This is a genomic window from Actinomadura sp. WMMA1423, from assembly GCF_006547145.1.
In the GTDB taxonomy this organism is placed as follows: Bacteria; Actinomycetota; Actinomycetes; order Streptosporangiales; family Streptosporangiaceae; genus Spirillospora.
This window is the reverse complement of record NZ_CP041244.1, coordinates 7,124,513-7,139,325: the sequence shown is the minus strand read 5'-3', so window position 1 is coordinate 7,139,325 and position 14,813 is coordinate 7,124,513. Positions and strand designations below refer to the sequence as shown.

The 14,813-nt window shown below is 71.1% G+C and carries 14 protein-coding genes; 8 read left to right on the top strand and 6 right to left on the bottom strand.

Annotated elements, in window-relative coordinates; genetic code table 11:
• Nucleotides 1–61 precede the first annotated feature (61 nt).
• Nucleotides 62–982 carry an SEC-C domain-containing protein gene (locus FKD65_RS33170; RefSeq protein ID WP_141582272.1) on the top strand — a complete coding sequence of 307 codons (921 nt, stop codon included), beginning with the start codon at nucleotides 62–64 and terminating at the stop codon, nucleotides 980–982.
• A 75-nt stretch (nucleotides 983–1,057) separates the two neighbouring features.
• On the opposite strand, the gene FKD65_RS33165 is transcribed toward FKD65_RS33170, so the two are convergent.
• Both FKD65_RS33165 and FKD65_RS33160 read right to left on the bottom strand, forming a co-directional pair.
• Nucleotides 1,058–1,249, bottom strand: a complete 192-nt coding sequence (locus FKD65_RS33165; RefSeq protein ID WP_141582270.1) for a DUF397 domain-containing protein — start codon at nucleotides 1,247–1,249, stop codon at nucleotides 1,058–1,060.
• A 31-nt stretch (nucleotides 1,250–1,280) separates the two neighbouring features.
• Nucleotides 1,281–2,114: a helix-turn-helix transcriptional regulator gene (locus tag FKD65_RS33160; protein ID WP_302931622.1), complete on the bottom strand. Its 834-nt coding sequence runs from the start codon at nucleotides 2,112–2,114 to the stop codon at nucleotides 1,281–1,283.
• A gap of 211 nt (nucleotides 2,115–2,325) precedes the next feature.
• Here FKD65_RS33160 and FKD65_RS33155 point away from each other — a divergent pair, with 211 nt between their 5' ends.
• Together FKD65_RS33155 and FKD65_RS33150 are read left to right on the top strand one after the other, a co-directional pair.
• The gene (locus FKD65_RS33155; RefSeq protein ID WP_141582266.1) at nucleotides 2,326–3,084 is read left to right on the top strand and encodes an anti-sigma regulatory factor; all 759 of its coding nucleotides are present in this window, start codon (nucleotides 2,326–2,328) and stop codon (nucleotides 3,082–3,084) included.
• A 62-nt stretch (nucleotides 3,085–3,146) separates the two neighbouring features.
• The gene (locus tag FKD65_RS33150; protein ID WP_141582264.1) at nucleotides 3,147–3,428 is read left to right on the top strand and encodes a hypothetical protein; all 282 of its coding nucleotides are present in this window, start codon (nucleotides 3,147–3,149) and stop codon (nucleotides 3,426–3,428) included.
• Between the two features lie 375 nt (nucleotides 3,429–3,803).
• Here the strand turns inward: FKD65_RS33150 and FKD65_RS33140 are convergent, their stop codons facing one another.
• Complete coding sequence (locus FKD65_RS33140) at nucleotides 3,804–4,277, bottom strand: hypothetical protein (protein ID WP_141582260.1); 474 nt, start codon at nucleotides 4,275–4,277, stop codon at nucleotides 3,804–3,806.
• A gap of 163 nt (nucleotides 4,278–4,440) precedes the next feature.
• On the opposite strand from FKD65_RS33140, the gene FKD65_RS33135 reads away from it, so the two are divergent.
• A complete protein-coding gene (locus FKD65_RS33135; RefSeq protein WP_368367155.1) occupies nucleotides 4,441–5,286 on the top strand; it encodes an SAM-dependent methyltransferase in 846 nt (281 codons plus the stop codon).
• 19 nt (nucleotides 5,287–5,305) lie between these two features.
• On the opposite strand, the gene FKD65_RS33130 is transcribed toward FKD65_RS33135, so the two are convergent.
• Both FKD65_RS33130 and FKD65_RS33125 read right to left on the bottom strand, forming a co-directional pair.
• Nucleotides 5,306–6,346 carry a phosphotransferase gene (locus FKD65_RS33130; RefSeq protein ID WP_168221267.1) on the bottom strand — a complete coding sequence of 347 codons (1,041 nt, stop codon included), beginning with the start codon at nucleotides 6,344–6,346 and terminating at the stop codon, nucleotides 5,306–5,308.
• Entirely contained in the window at nucleotides 6,343–7,317 is a 975-nt protein-coding gene (locus FKD65_RS33125) for a hypothetical protein (protein ID WP_141582253.1), read from the bottom strand. Before FKD65_RS33125 ends, FKD65_RS33130 begins: the two co-directional genes overlap by 4 nt.
• 162 nt (nucleotides 7,318–7,479) lie before the next feature.
• Between FKD65_RS33125 and FKD65_RS33120 the strand changes: the two genes are divergently transcribed.
• Both FKD65_RS33120 and FKD65_RS33115 read left to right on the top strand, forming a co-directional pair.
• The gene (locus FKD65_RS33120; RefSeq protein WP_141582251.1) at nucleotides 7,480–8,610 is read left to right on the top strand and encodes an acyl-CoA dehydrogenase family protein; all 1,131 of its coding nucleotides are present in this window, start codon (nucleotides 7,480–7,482) and stop codon (nucleotides 8,608–8,610) included.
• On the top strand, nucleotides 8,607–9,503 hold the full coding sequence (locus FKD65_RS33115; RefSeq protein WP_141582249.1) for an acyl-CoA dehydrogenase family protein: 897 nt from the start codon (nucleotides 8,607–8,609) through the stop codon (nucleotides 9,501–9,503). The genes FKD65_RS33120 and FKD65_RS33115 overlap by 4 nt, the downstream gene beginning before the upstream one ends.
• Here the strand turns inward: FKD65_RS33115 and FKD65_RS33110 are convergent.
• A complete protein-coding gene (locus FKD65_RS33110; RefSeq protein ID WP_141582246.1) occupies nucleotides 9,500–11,059 on the bottom strand; it encodes a FadD3 family acyl-CoA ligase in 1,560 nt (519 codons plus the stop codon). The two genes, FKD65_RS33115 and FKD65_RS33110, sit on opposite strands and share 4 nt — an antisense overlap.
• Nucleotides 11,060–11,238: 179 nt before the next feature.
• On the opposite strand from FKD65_RS33110, the gene FKD65_RS33105 reads away from it, so the two are divergent.
• Both FKD65_RS33105 and FKD65_RS33100 read left to right on the top strand, forming a co-directional pair.
• A complete protein-coding gene (locus FKD65_RS33105) occupies nucleotides 11,239–13,038 on the top strand; it encodes a serine/threonine-protein kinase (RefSeq protein ID WP_141582244.1) in 1,800 nt (599 codons plus the stop codon).
• 156 nt (nucleotides 13,039–13,194) lie between these two features.
• The gene (locus FKD65_RS33100; RefSeq protein WP_141582242.1) at nucleotides 13,195–14,787 is read left to right on the top strand and encodes a Coagulation factor 5/8 type domain-containing protein; all 1,593 of its coding nucleotides are present in this window, start codon (nucleotides 13,195–13,197) and stop codon (nucleotides 14,785–14,787) included.
• The last annotated feature ends 26 nt before the right edge of the window (nucleotides 14,788–14,813 follow it).

Genomic DNA, 14,813 nt, shown 5'->3' with positions numbered 1-14,813 from the left:
GAACACGCCCTCTCACCGACTTCCCCACCGATCTGGCCGCCTGGCGCTATACGGTGCCCCGGTGACCGACTCCAGGCAGCCAGCGCGGCATCTCGCCGAGAGGCTCGAACACGACGCCGCGAAGTACCCCGAGGAGAGGGCGGAGATCCTGATCGAGGCGGCCGGGCAGTGGTCCCGAGCCGGCGAGCCCGACCGGGCACTGCGGATCTACGACGGCGTCATCGCCTCGGAGGAGGGCGAGGACGCCGAGTTCGCCGCCGCGGAGAAGATCTCTCTGCTCACCGACCTCGGCCGTACCGATGAGGCGGAAGCGGAGATCATCCGGCTCGGCCGCGCCCATGTACACCCGGGGCCGGCCCAGCTGATCGCGGAGTTCCTCGAAGAGCAGGGACGCCTCGAAGAGGCTCTCACCTGGTTCAACATCGCGTGCAGGGACCTCATGACGGACGACGGGGAACTCGGCGAGGCCAAACTGTTCTACAGGCCGGAGCTACGGGGACGTCAGCGTGTGCGGCAAGCGATGGGCCTCCCGCCCGATGCCCTCGACCTCCACACCGAGGACGAGCAGGCCGAGATGACCGAGCTCCTGGAAAGAGCCGCGGCCCCCTCCCGACCGAGCGCGGGCTCGTTCTTCGTCCGATCGGACGTCGAACGCGCCTTCGCCGAGGGCCTCGTCCAGGGCATGGCCCTCACCGACACGTCCGCCTACTTCCGCGACGTCGAGCGCGGCTGGCGCACCTCCAGCGACCAGATCGGCGGGTCCAGACTTCGCATCCTCCCCACGACCGTGGACGACCTTCTCAAGTACGCCAGTGACCACGACCGCGACCCGAAGGACCAGGAGACCCGCGCCGACCACCTCATGGACCGCATCACCGAAGGCGCCCCCACCCTCGACTGGCCTCCGGAACGCAACGCCCCCTGCTGGTGCGACTCAGGCCGCAAGTACAAGAAATGCTGCGGCTCCCCCACCGCCCGCTGAACCGCGGACGCCAAAGGAATCCGCGCCGGTTCACTCCGCACCTCGGCCTGGGGTACCGCGTGCTACCAAGTCGGATCAGAGGTCGTATGCGCCTCGCTTGATCTGCCCCACCAGCGCCGCCCACACGTCGCACTCCAAGGCCAGGACGCCACCGTCCGGGTTCTTGGAGTCCCGTACGGCCTTCGCCGCCCCCACCCGCGCGACTTCAACGCAATCCGACTGGGTGGGCTGGCTGTAGGAACTCTTACGCCACGCAACGCGTCCCATGTCTGCGCTCTTCACCTGAGCCCTCTCTAGATCACAACCGGGATGCGACGACATCGATCATGGGGACGACCTCCTCCGGGTCGGTCGCCTTGGCTCGGAGGTAGTCGAAAACCAACCCGTAGCGGGACAGGTCCGCCGCTTCGTCAAGATACAACTCACCCGTGAGGTGTTCCAGGTAGATCGCGCTTACCGGGGCTGGGCCATCGAAGTCCAGTATCACGAAGGGGACGCCCATCGCCGAGTGTGATCCGGCGCTGAACGGCAGAACTTGGAGCGTCACGTTGGGGAGGCCAGCCACCTCGCGGAGCCGGTCGAGCTGACCAGCCATGATGTCGGGGCCGCCGACGAGCCGATGGAACACCGCCTCGTCCAGGATGGCCCACAGGTGGGGTGCGTCCTGCTCACCGAGTCTCTCTTGCCTGGTCGCGCGGGCCTCGACCCGTCGGTCGATCTCGTTCTGCGGGAGGGCCGGACGAACCGCGGACAGGAGCGCCCGAACGTAGCCCTCAGTCTGGAGCAGTCCGGGCACCAACTGGCTTTGGTAGGTCCTCACTTCTGAGGCCTCGGCCTCGAAGCTGACGTACGGGCTTGCGATGACGTCCGAGTAGTTGTGCCACCACCCTTGCTTGCGCGCCTTCCGGGCCAGGTCCATCAGCGCTTGGCGCTCCTGCCCGTCCGGCAAGCCGTACTCCTCCACCAGGAGACGCACGTCGCTCGGCGTGACTCGGGACCGCCCGGTCTCGATGCGGGAGATCTTGGCCTTGGACCAGTCGAGTCGCTGCGCGACGTCCTCCATAGACAAGCCGGCCACCTCTCGCAGACGTAGCAGTTCCCGGCGAAGTTGCCTGCCGCGGAATGTCTCCATTCTTTCCGTCATGAGCGGAACCTCCCGTGGCCGTTCGAGACCATCCCGAAAGAATCTTGAAACGTCTTGAAGTGAAACGTTGCACATCAATCTGTTGCCAGCAACACTATCAGCGAGCATGAGGTCACCGAAAGCGATCAAGCGCAAGAGGTTCCCGCCTGCCCTGAATCGCTACGGCTGGTGACGAAACGGACTGACGGGGGGAAGTGCGATGGAGGTCAAGGGGGCGTGGGGGCTGGTGACCGGGGGGCTGTGCGCGTGGCGGCTGCCCGAGGACGAGAGCGGGCCGGCGGCGGCGCGGCGCCTCGTCGACCAGACGATGTCCGAGCTGAAGCTCGACCGGGACGTGATCGAGGACGGGAGGCTCGCGGTGTCCGAGACCGCGACCAACGCGCTGCGGCACGCCGGGACCGCGCGAAGCGACCGGCCGCCGACCCCGCCGGAACTGTGGATCTGGGCGCGGACCGTCCCGGCCCCTCAGCTCATCGTCTCCGTCTTCGACGGCGCGCGGACATCCACACCGCATACCTCCAGGGCCGGTTTACTGGACGAGCACGGCAAGGGTCTGCAACTCGTCCGCGAGGTCACCGCCGACTGGGGCAGCGCACCGACACGATCCCGCGTCAACCCCGCTTCCGCCCGCGGCAAGGCGGTCTGGTTCGCGCTACCCCTGCCCCGCGATTGGCCCGGCCTCCACTACAGGGTCCACCCGGGGACGGCCGCACAACACCTGCTCCTCAACCTCACCCGCCGCGGCTTCACCGGGACGCGCAACACCTCCGAAGACGGCATGTCCGTCCTCATGCTCACCGACCTCAACGTGTGGGTCCACCGCCGAACCTTCTGCTGGTGGTCCACCCCGCACCGCTACGTCCGACGCCCCCTCATCGACCTCCAGGAGACCACCGAACTCCTCGTCCGCCACCTCGACACCGCATCCGCCCCGGCCTACTCCCCCACCCCGCGATGAGCCGGACTACTACCCAGGACGCGAAGCCGACACCCGGCCTAACGGGCACTGCCCAGATGCCAATGAGCAAGGCCCCGAGCCATCACGACAAGGCGCGGACACTCGGGTTCTCCGTCCAGGCCGAAGACCGGCCCGTCCTCAATGAACTCACCCGCTACTTCGGCGATGGAAACCGGTCCGCCTACTTGCGCGCGACCTACCGCGTCATGAGGTCGGTCATGCTTGCCGAGCAGTTGCGCGACCTTCATGCCTACGGACGGCAGCGCACGGCCGAACTGGGGATCGAGCCCGCCGACATCCCCGAGCGAGTCCGAGAGTTTCTCAAGGGCACAGACCGCACCTGACCATGTCAACAGGTCACTGGTTCAACTCTCGGTGTCCTTCGGATGACGAGGCGACGCATAGACGAGCCACACTGTGCGCTTCTCGTCGTCGATCACATAGCGCACGCGACCGCCGCTGGTGACCTCGTACTCCCACTGTTCCAGGTCACGGCCATTGTGCCTGTGAGTCGCAAGCTCTCCGCGAAGCCGGTGCTGGCGTCCGTGGTTGGCGCGGGAGCGCGGCTCGGAACGGAGCATCTCGAAGCATCGCTGGGTGTTGGCCAAGGCAAGCCGACACAACTCGTCCCAGCCACGTACTGCCTCGCTCGTGCCGAACCGCACATCCCACTGGCCGTCCGGAGGCGGAACCGTGACCCGGTCCCCCCGGTTTGGGACTCATGGGTGGACTTCCACCCGACCGAAGTCGCCGCTCGTAGCCCGCACCGCTTCTTCACGCTGCTGAGGATCGGCCTTGATACGGGCGGTCGCCCGCCAACCGGCGATCACCTCGCTGATGGGCGCATCAAGATCGAGTTCCGCGGCGTCCGAGAGCGCCTCGACCAACTCCAGAGTGAACGCGCGAACCTCTTCGGTGCTGAGGTGGCGCACCCAGGGGAACACGTCGGGCATGGCGAGCAGCAACTCGCGTGCGCCCGGGTCGTGCTTCATGAGGGCGATGAAGATCTTAGAAGCGGTGGCCAGCGTCTCATCACGTCGCTCTTCGCGATCGGCGGCCGTCAGGTAGAAGTCATGCGCATCACGATGCGTGACGCGCACTCGTCCCAGCCTGGAGGCCCGCTCCGCGACGGCCCGTGGATTGCGGGACAGGTCAGAGAACGTGACCGAGTCTGGATGGGGCGTGCCGCTCATACCGTCAGGTTATCAGATCGTGTTCTGATTAAGCTTCCGCGTAGGCCGACCCGCAAGCGAGAGCCTGCGCCACGGCCCTGCCAGAGAGCCACGTCGCGACGACATGACTGGAGTACTTGGGAGGTATGGCAGATATAGGGTGGTTCGAGCAATTTCAATGGCGGTGAACGAGGAGACGTTCGTGGCGTCGGATCAGGCCGGAGAGTCATCCGGTGAAGAGAGGCTCTCCCGGTTCAATGCGAGCGTTCCGCATCCCGCCAGGGTGTACGACGTCTGGCTGGGCGGCAAGGACAACTTCGCCGCCGACCGGGCGGCCGCCGAGGCCGGCCTGAAGGCGTTCCCGAGCACGGTCAAGTCCGTGCGGGCCAACCGCGCGTTCCTGGCGCGGACGGTGGAGTACCTGGTCGCCGAGGCCGGGATCCGCCAGTTCCTGGACATCGGTACCGGGCTGCCGTCGGCCAACAACACCCATGAGGTGGCTCAGGCGATCGCGCCCGAGAGCCGGATCGCCTACGTCGACAACGATCCGATCGTGCTGGCCCACGCCGAGGCGCTCCTGCGGAGCACCGACTCGGGCGCGACCGACTACATCGACGCCGACCTGCGCGAGCCCGGCAGGATTCTGCGGGAGGCCTCCCGCACGCTGGATCTCAGCCGGCCGGTGGCGGTCATGCTCATCGCCGTACTCCACTTCGTTCCGGACGATGCGGACCCGTACGGGATCACGGACACGCTGATGGCCGCCGTGCCGCCGGGCAGTCACCTGGTGGTGTCCCACACCGCGAGCGACATCTTCCCCGAGGAGATGGCCGCGTTCGCGCGGGCCATGAACAAGGACTCGGCGGAGAAGGTGACGCTGCGCGACCGCGAGCAGGTCACCGGGTTCTTCCGCGGGCTGGACCTCGTCGAGCCCGGCGTCGTCCAGGTCCCGCGGTGGCGCCCTCGTTCCGACCTCGAAGGATCCGCCCCCGCCGCCCTGTGGGGCGGGATGGCCCACAAGTCGGCTTAGCCCCCCACGACCCGCGCTCTCAGCGGGTGAGGGTCAGGGCGGCCAGGTCTTGGGCGTGGTGGGCGTGGCGGGTCGTCATGGTGCGGAACATCTCGTCGCCGCGCGGGGTGCGTTCGACGAGCATGGAGGCGCCTATGGCCATGACGATGCCGTGGAATGCGTGGAGGCGGTAGGCGGTCCAGCAGTCGTCCCAGGTGAGGCTGATGCCGTGGGCGGTCAGGGCCTGGTGGTAGCGGTGGACGAGGTCCTTCTCGTGGGCGCGGCGGGTCTCGATGGGGAGGCTGGAGCCGAGGAAGTACGACAGGTCGGCCGGGCCGGGGCCGTAGGCGCAGGTCTGCCAGTCCAGGACGGCGGTGCGCGGGCCGCCGAAGAGGAGGTTGTCGGCGCGGAAGTCTCCGTGGGTGAGGGTCAGCGGGCCTTCGCGGGCGGCCAGGTAGGCGCCGATGGACGGCATGAAGTCCTCGATGAGGGCGATGACCTCGGGCTCCAGATCGTCGGCGTAGCGGTCCTTGAAGCCGGGGTAGAGGCCGGCGACCATCGCGGCGGTGAAGGCGGCCGAGTCGGCGTCGTACCGGTTGAGCCAGGGCAGGGCGGCCAGGGCCGGGTCGCCCCAGCCGGCGGCGTGGAAGGCGGCCATCTCGCTGATCGCCGCGGCGGCCTCCTCGGGGGTGATCCCGGCGAGCTGGTCGCCGGGACGGGCGGGCGCGAGGTCGGCCAGGAGGACGGCGTACTCGTCGAGTTCGGGATCGTAGGCGGAGAGGTAGCAGGCGGGGATGCCGGCGTCGAGGCGGTCCGCGATCTCGGCGTAGAAGCTCGCCTCGACCTCGTAGGTGCGGATGGCGCGGGCGGCGGCGCGGCTGGACGGGTCGGCCGCCGGGACCTTGGCGACCATGGTGGGCGGGAGGGCCGTGTCGCCGGCGTAGGCGAGGTGCAGGCGGAGGCTGTCGGAGACCTGGCCGGTGCCGACCGGTTCGGTCCGGACGGCGGCCACCTCGGTTCCGAGCGCGCCGGTCAGCCACGTCGCGGTCAGCGCGGCGGCGCCGGAGAGCGGGCCGGTCACGCGGGCTCCCCGGCGAGGTGGGTCCAGCCGTGGTCCTCCCAGCCGGGCGGCTGGTGCCATTCGGTCCAGCCGTGGCCGGTTCGTCCGTCCTCGGTCTCGAAGCGGCACAGGGCGCGGGGGAAGCGGGCCTCGCGGCCGTCCGGAGAGGTGACGGCGACGGGGGCGAAGGCCAGCGGGGTCACGGTCATGGGGGCGCCCGGGAACCGGAGGTCCGAGCGGGCGGGGAGGCCGCCGTCGAAGGCCGTCCGGGCGGAGAAGCCGTCGCGGTGCTCGATCTCACCGCCCGGCGGGACGGCGAAGCACGGCCACGGGAGCGGGACGCCGATGTTGGCCTGCATCCCGTGGACGAAGGTGCCGTCGCCGAGGCGGCCGGACGTCCAGAGCCAGGAGACCTTCCACCAGTCGCGCTCGCCCCAGCTGTGGTCGCGCTCCCCGTGCGCGTCGACGGCGATCTTCTCGCCGCCCACGCTGACCAGGCCTGAGACGGTGCACGGGATCTCGTAGCGCGGGATGTCCTTGTACGGGTAGACGCCGCCGGCGGTGTCCCAGCGCAGGTCGAAGGAGAGGTCCGTGGTCTCGGCGGTGGTGAGGTCGCCGTAGGCCATGGCCGGATCCGGCAGGACGGACGCGGTCCCGTCCAGGGTGACCCGGACCGGGCCGAAGGGGTCGCTGATCAGCTGGGTCGCGGTGTAGTCCGCGGTCCGGACGTCGGCCGTTCCCGGCTCGGGCAGCGGCGCGTCGTTGTCGCGGAGGAGGACGAGCGGACGGCCGGGACGCACCAGGGCGGCCCAGTACCAGGCGCGGTCCCAGTTGGGGTACAGGCCGAGGCGGACGTAGCCCGCGAGAGAGCCGTCGAGGGCGGCGAAGTCGAAGTAGTAGGACTCGTTCCACAGCGGCTCGGGGCCGGGCTCGTGCAGCCCCTCGTCCGAGGGCCCCAGCTTCCAGGTGCCGTGGTCGACGATCCTCGCCATGGGCCCTCCGCGGATTCCGAACGCGATTCTAGGGCGCGATCCTAAGTCGGCGCGGGCCGTTCCGGAAGGGTCGGTCCGGCGCGGATCTCACTGGGCGGGAGGGGGGCGCGGGAGCGCACGAGGAGGGCTACTCTACCAAACAGTTGTTAGAAAGAGGGACGCATGGATCTTGAGTTCGGGGCGGCGGACGAGGAGTTCCGCGCCGAGGTGCGGGACTGGCTGCGCACGCACGTCCCGGCCGAGCCGCTGCCGTCGCTGGAGACCGCGGAGGGGTTCGCGGCGCACCGGGAGTGGGAGCGGACGCTCGGCGCGGCGCGGCTGGGCGTGGTGTCCTGGCCGGAGGAGTACGGCGGGCGCGGCGTCTCGGTCCTGCGATGGCTGGTCTTCGAGGAGGAGTACTACGCGGCGGCCGCGCCGGGGCGGGTCAGCCAGAACGGCATCAACCTGCTGGCGCCGACGCTGCTCAAGCACGGCACGCCCGAGCAGCTCGCGCGGATCCTGCCCCCGATGGCGGCCGGCGAGGTGATCTGGGCGCAGGCGTGGTCGGAGCCGGGCGCGGGCAGCGACCTGGCCGCCCTCCGCTCGACGGCGACCCGCACCGACGGCGGCTGGCTGCTGGACGGGCAGAAGACGTGGAGCTCGCGGGCCGCGTTCGCCGACCGGGGTTTCGGGCTGTTCCGTTCTGATCCCGAGTCGTCCCGCCACAAGGGGCTCACCTACCTGATGTTCCCGCTGGACGCCGAGGGCGTGACGGTCCGCCCGATCGGGCGGCTGGACGGCAAGCCCGCGTTCGCCGAGCTGTTCCTCGACCGGGTCTTCGTCCCCGACGAGGACGTCATCGGCGCGCCCGGGGACGGCTGGCGGGTCGCGATGGCCACGGCGGGCAACGAGCGCGGCCTCACGCTGCGCAGCCCCGGACGGTTCACCGCGGCGGCCGAGCGGCTCGTCGAGCTGTGGAAGGAGCGCGCGGACGCCTCGGGCGACGCGCTGCGCGACCGGGTCGCGGACGCCTGGATCAGGGCGCGGGCCTACCGGCTCAAGGGGTTCGAGACGGTCTCGCGGGACGACGACATCGGCGCGGAGTCGAGCCTGAACAAGGTGTTCTGGTCGGAGCTGGACGTGGCGCTGCACGAGACCGCGCTGGACCTTCTCGGCCCGGACGGCGAGCTGGAGTCGGAGTGGCTGGAGAACTACGTGTTCTCGCTGGCCGGCCCCATCTACGCGGGCACGAACGAGATCCAGCGCAACGTGATCGCCGAGCGGCTGCTCGGCCTGCCGAGGGGGTCGCGGTGAAGTTCGTTCTCTCCGCCGAGCAGCGGATGTTCGGCGAGACGCTGCGCAAGGTGCTGGGCGGCGCCGGCGCCGCGGCACGCGCGTGGGCGGCCGGGGACTCCGGGCCGGGGCGCGCGCTGTGGTCGGCGGTCGCCGAGGCCGGGGCGTTCGCGGTGGCCGTCCCGGAGGAGGCCGGCGGCGCCGGGCTGCTGCCGGTCGAGCTCGCCGTCGCCGCGGAGGAGCTCGGGCGGGCCGCCGCGCCCGGCCCCTACGTGGAGACGCTCGCCGCCGCCGAGCTGCTGGCCGGGTCGCCGTGGCTGCCGCGCGTCGCCGAGGGCGAGGCGGTCGTGACGCTCGCCGTCCCCTACGCGCTGGACGCCGACGTCGCCGACCTGGTGCTCACCGCAGACGGTGTCGAGCGGAAGGCGACCGGCGAGGCCGCCCGGTCGCTCGACCCGGCGCGGCGGCTGTTCCGCGTTCCCGAGGGCGCGGGGTTCACCGACCTCGGCGCGCTGCTGTGCGCGGCGCAGCAGGTGGGGCTCGGGCAGGCGCTGCTGGAGGTGTCGGTCGAGTACGCCAGGACGCGGCAGCAGTTCGGGCGACCGATCGGCGAGTACCAGGCGGTCAAGCACCATCTGGCGAGCGCGATGGTCGAGCTGGAGTTCGCCCGGCCGCTGGTGTTCGGGGCGGCGCTGTCGTACGGGACGCCGGACTTCGCGCGGGACGTGTCCGCCGCGAAGGTCGCCGCGTCCGAGGCGTCCTACGGGATGGCCAAGACCGCGCTCCAGGTGCACGGCGCGATCGGCTACACCGACGAGTACGACCCGTCGCTGTGGATCCGCAAGGCGCGGGCCCTGTACTCGGCGTGGGGCACGGTGGCCGAGCACAGGGCGCGGGTCATCGCCGCGCTCTAGGGCCGCTCCTTGAGCTTCACGCGCCAGATCTTGCCGGACGCGGTCTTCGGGAGGTCGTCCACGAAGACGACCTCCCGGGGGACCTTGAAGTTCGCGAGCCGCTCCCGGCAGTGCGCGACCAGCTCGTCCTCGGTCGCCGCGGCGCCGGGGCGGAGCCTGACGTAGGCGCGCCCCACCTCGCCCATCCGCTCGTCCGGGACGCCGACGACGCCCGACTCGGCGACGGCGTCGTGGCGGGCGAGGACGTTCTCGACCTCGGCCGGGTACACGTTGAAGCCGCCGACGACGAACATCTCCTTGGTGCGCCCGGTGATGGTGAGGTTGCCGCGCTCGTCCAGGCGCCCGCGGTCGCCGGTGTCGAGCCAGCCGTCGCGGACCGCCTCGGCGGTCGCCTCCGGGTCGTCCAGGTAGCCCCTCATGACGTTGTAGCCGCGGACGAGGATCCTGCCGTCGGTCCCGGCCGGAACCCGCTCGCCCTTCTCGTCGACGATCGCGACCTCGACGTCGGGGATGGCCCGGCCGGAGGTGGTGGCGATGGTCTCGTCATCGTCGTCCACCGAGCAGGCCGTGACCGTCCCGGACGACTCGGTCAGCCCGTACGCGGTCACGACCTGCGGGAACAGCTCGGCCTTGATGCGCCGCACCAGCGCGACGGGCACGTCCCCCGCGCCGGTCACGGCCAGCCGGAGGCTCGACAGGTCGTGCTCCTCCCGGCCGGGGGCGTGCAGGAGCGCGGTGTAGATGGTCGGCGGCCCCGGCAGGACGGTGATCCTCTCCTGCTCGATCAGCCGCAGCGTCTCCGGGACGTCGAAGGTGCGCTGGAGCACCATCGTGGCGCCCCGCATCACGCATGCCAGCACGCCCGCCTTGTAGCCGAACGAGTGGAACATCGGGTTGACGATGAGGTAGCGGTCGCCGGCCCGCACGCCGGTGCGGTCCGTCCACGCCCGGTAGGTGAGGACGTTCTGCTCGTGGGAGACCACGGCGCCCTTCGGCCTCCCGGTCGTCCCGGACGTGAACAGGATGTCGGCGACGGTCTCCGGGCGGACGGCGCCCGCCCTCGCGTCCGCCTCCTCCGCGGAGGCGGCCTTGGCGGCGAAGTCGTCCCAGGTGGTCACACCCGGGCGGGCGGGACCGTTGAAGGTGACGACCGTCCGCAGCGCGGGCAGCCCGGGGACGCCGGCTTCGCCCACGCCGAGCATGGCGGGATAGTCGATGTCGAGGAACCCGTCCTCCACGAACAGGATCTTCGCCTCGGACCTGGAGAGCGGCCAGCGGGCCTCGTCGCCCTTGAAGCGGGTGTTCAGCGGGACGAGCGTCGCGCCCGCGCCGAGCGCGCCGAGCACGGTGACGATCCAGCGCAGGCCGTTCGGCGCCCAGACGGCGATGCGGTCCCCCGGCTCCACACCGGCCCCGACGAACGCCCCCGTCGCCTGGCGGACCTGCTCGCGGAGCTCGGCGTAGGTGACCCGGACGTCCCCGTCCACGACCGCCTCGGTCTCCGGGTACTCGTTCGCCGCCCGCGCCACCAACTGCGGAATCGTCAGCTCGTTCATGAACCCTCATCATCCCGGCCCCGTCCCGGCCCGGTCTACGGCGTCCCGGTGACCGGTACATCCGTCTCGTCCCAACAAACGAGGGTGTAGGCGCGTCTAGATCAACTGGTGGTCGCCCACTACCTTTCCGTGGATTGCGAATCCGTCGCCAGGGTGCGGCGCGGGGGACGGAGGCTCCAGTGAACGAATGGCAGGTCGACGGGTTCGACGAGATCAGAGAGCTGGGGGCCGGTGCGCAGGGACGGGTCGTGCTCGCCGCGCCGCGGGGCGGCGGCGCGCAGGTGGCGATCAAGTACCTGGCGCCCGCGCTGCTGACGGACGAGACGGGCCTGGCGGTCTTCCGGCAGGAGGCGGAGACGCTCTCCAGGGTGGCCGACCCGCATGTGGCGCGCCTGTACCGGTACGTGGAGGGGCCGGAGGGCGCCGCCATCGTGATGGAGGCCGTCGCGGGGACGTCCCTGCGCGCCGTGCTGGACCAGCACGAGGATGGCGGTCTCGCCCCGGAGGCCGCGCTCGCCGTGCTGAAGGGGTCGCTGCTCGGGCTGGCGGCGGCCCACGCCGTCGGGGTGGTGCACCGCGACTACAAACCGGCGAACGTGGTCGTCCAGCCGGAGGGCACGAGCAAGCTCATCGACTTCGGGATCGCCGTCCTGACGGGGCAGAGTTCCCGCGCGGGCACGCCCGCCTACATGGCGCCCGAGCAGTGGCAGGGCCACCCCGCCTCCTCGGCGACCGACCTCTACGCGGCGAGCTGCGTCTTCTTCGAGTGCCTCACCGGCGCGAAGCCCTACCGGGGCGCGAGCACGGCCCAGCTGATGGCGCAGCACCTCAACGCGCCGGTCCCGCTGGAGAGCGTGCCGGAGCCGGTGCGTCCCATGCTGGCGCGCGGCCTGGCCAAGAACCCCGGGGAGCGCCTGTGGGACGCCGGCGAGTTCGTGGCCGAACTGGAGCGGACCGCCGTGGCGGCCTACGGCCCGGACTGGGAGCGGCGCGGCGTCCGCGCGCTGGCCGTGGCGGTCGCGGCGCTCGCGTCCGCCGCCCCTCTGGCGATGCTGGGCTCCTTCGCGGGGTCGGAAGCGGGAGCGGCGCCGGGCACGGCCTCCCTGCAGCAGACCGTGGCGACCCGGGGCGCGGACGCGGCGCGGCACAGCAAGGGTCTCCTCCGGCACGCGAGCAGGAGCAAGCTCGCCGTCGCCGGAGCCGCCGCCGCGACCGCCGCCGTGGTCGTCGCCGGAGGGCTCGTCCTGCACGGGCAGAGGACGGGCGACGAGACGAGGACCGGTGCGAGACCGAGCGCGGACGCCGGGAGCGCGACCCCGACCCCAACGACCGTGGGCGGCAAGGCCACCGGCCGGCTCCGGCTCGGGATCCGGGACGGCCGTCCCTACGGGACCTCGGAGGGGCCGAGCTTCGCCTACGACTTCGCGCTCTCGCCCGCCAGGGCGACCCCGGGAACGCGGATCACCCTCATCGAGAAGATCGACAGCCGCAACATCGAGATAGATCAGAGCGGGCGGGTCGGCGCCGGCCGGAAGGGCGGGGCGTTCTTCTTCTACCCCGTGGCGCCGGGCGCCGAGGGGACCCTGCCGACCGGCCGTGCGCCGTTGACGGCCCGCGGCCGGACCAAATGGGGCCGGGGGCAGGAGCACCCGGGCCCCAAGGGCTGGTCGATCCAGACGGTCACCGGCACCCACACCTTCACCATTCCGCCGAGCACCGAGCTGCGGCCGGGTCGCTATCTGGTGACCCCGTACTCGCCACCGGCGATCACCTCGTTGAAGATCAAGGGCCGCGACTACTCCCCGCAGTCCCTGGGGTCCTACGCGGAGGGGACGCTGCCGGTGATCACCATCCTGCCCTCGGCGGCGCCCGCGCCGACGGCCACCGGCGCCGCGCCCTCCCCCGGGCAGCCGAGCGGCGGCCGCCGATGCAAGATCTACGAGAAGGACGGCAAGATCCAGAAGAGGGTGTGCTACTAGGCGCCGCGCGGCTCGCCAGGTGGCGGTCCGGCGCGCCGTGCCCGGCCGCGCACCCGGGCTGACCGGGGACGATGTGAAGACTATTCACATTTGTCCGGATCGGTGTTTCACTCGGCTGAGAGCCACTGGACGTCTCACCCCCGGCCGAGGTGCCCCATGCCCGTCCGACGTGCCACCTGCGTTCCGATCCTCCTAGCCCTGCTGCTCGCCCTCCTCCCCGTCCCCCGCTCGCAAGCCGGGGACCAGCCGCCCCCGGTGCGCGGCTACGTCGACGCCCACAGCCACCTGATGGCGTACGAGGCGTTCGGCGGCAAGCTCATGTGCGGCAAGCCGTTCGACCCGCGCGGCATCCAGGAGGCGCTGCGCGACTGCCCCGACCATGCCGGCAACGGCGTGCTCGCCTGGTGGGAGAACTTCACCCGGTACGGCACCCCGTTCGGCACCCACGACCCGACCGGCTGGCCGACGTTCAAGGACTGGCCCGCCTACGACTCCCGCACCCACCAGCAGGTGTACTACACCTGGCTCGAACGGTCCTGGCGTGCCGGGCAGCGCATCCTGGTCAACCACCTGGTCGCGAACCGCCAGCTCTGCGACATCTACCCGCTCAAGGGCAACCCGTGCGACGAGACGGCGACGATCCGGCTCCAGGCGCAGCGGATGCACGAGATGGAGAGCTTCATCGACGGGCGGAGCGGCGGCCCCGGCAAGGGCTGGTTCCGGATCGTGCGCGACTCGGCGGAGGCCCGGCGGGTCATCCAGGACGGCAAGCTCGCCGTCGTGCTCGGCATCGAGACCTCCGAGCCGTTCGGCTGCCGGCTCGTCAACGGCAGCCCCGCCTGCACCCGCGCCGACATCGACCGGGGCCTGGACGAGGCCCGCAGCCTCGGCGTGGCGTCGATGTTCGTGTGCCACAAGTACGACAACGCGCTCTGCGGCGTGCGGTTCGACGGCGGCGTGGCGGGGGCGTTCGTCAACATCGCCAACTTCCTCGGCACCGGCCGCTTCTGGCAGGCCGAGACGTGCACCGGCCCCGCGCACGACAACACCATCGCGCCGGCGGGCGAGGTCGGCGACGCCCTGGCACCGATCCTGAAGCTGCTCGGACTGGCGGGGATCACACTGCCGATCTATCCGAGCGCGCCGCACTGCAACGTCCGGGGTCTCAGCGATCTCGGCGAGTACACGCTGCGCGGGATGATGAAGCGGCACATGATCGTCGAGATCGACCACATGAGCGCCAAGGCCGCCGGGCAGACCCTCGGCATCCTGGAGGAGGCGCGGTACCCGGGCGTCATCTCGTCCCACAGCTGGATGGACGCCACCTACCTGCCCCGCCTCTACCGGCTCGGCGGCATGGTGACCGGCTACGGCAACGCGGCCGACCGCTTCACCTCCGAGTGGCGGCGCAACAAGGCCCAGCGCGACCCGTCCCGCCCGTTCGGCTACGGCTACGGGCTCGACGCCAACGGCATGGGCGCGCTGCCCGAGCCCCGCACGGGCGGCGGCGCGGGCCCGCTGCAGTACCCCTTCACGTCGCCGATCGACCCCTCGGTGAAGCTCGACCGGCTCAGCGAGGGACAGCGGACCTGGGACCTCAACACCGACGGCGTCGCGAACTACGGCCTCGTCCCCGACTGGATCGCCGACATGCGGGCCATCGGAGGCCAGGAGCTCATCGACGACATGGCGAACGGCGCGGAGACCTACCTGCGCATGTGGCGGGCCGCCGAGACCGCCCCGTCCTGACGTCGGGGCGGAACCTGGGTGGGCCG

Coding starts and splice junctions, on each gene's coding strand:
- FKD65_RS33165 (WP_141582270.1), bottom strand. CDS start 1,249: ATGGGACGCGTTGCGTGGCGTAAGAGTTCCTACAGCCAGCCCACCCAG.
- FKD65_RS33160 (WP_302931622.1), bottom strand. CDS start 2,114: ATGGAGACATTCCGCGGCAGGCAACTTCGCCGGGAACTGCTACGTCTG.
- FKD65_RS33155 (WP_141582266.1), top strand. CDS start 2,326: ATGGAGGTCAAGGGGGCGTGGGGGCTGGTGACCGGGGGGCTGTGCGCG.
- FKD65_RS33150 (WP_141582264.1), top strand. CDS start 3,147: ATGAGCAAGGCCCCGAGCCATCACGACAAGGCGCGGACACTCGGGTTC.
- FKD65_RS33140 (WP_141582260.1), bottom strand. CDS start 4,277: ATGAGCGGCACGCCCCATCCAGACTCGGTCACGTTCTCTGACCTGTCC.
- FKD65_RS33125 (WP_141582253.1), bottom strand. CDS start 7,317: ATGGCGAGGATCGTCGACCACGGCACCTGGAAGCTGGGGCCCTCGGAC.
- FKD65_RS33120 (WP_141582251.1), top strand. CDS start 7,480: ATGGATCTTGAGTTCGGGGCGGCGGACGAGGAGTTCCGCGCCGAGGTG.
- FKD65_RS33110 (WP_141582246.1), bottom strand. CDS start 11,059: ATGAACGAGCTGACGATTCCGCAGTTGGTGGCGCGGGCGGCGAACGAG.
- FKD65_RS33100 (WP_141582242.1), top strand. CDS start 13,195: ATGCCCGTCCGACGTGCCACCTGCGTTCCGATCCTCCTAGCCCTGCTG.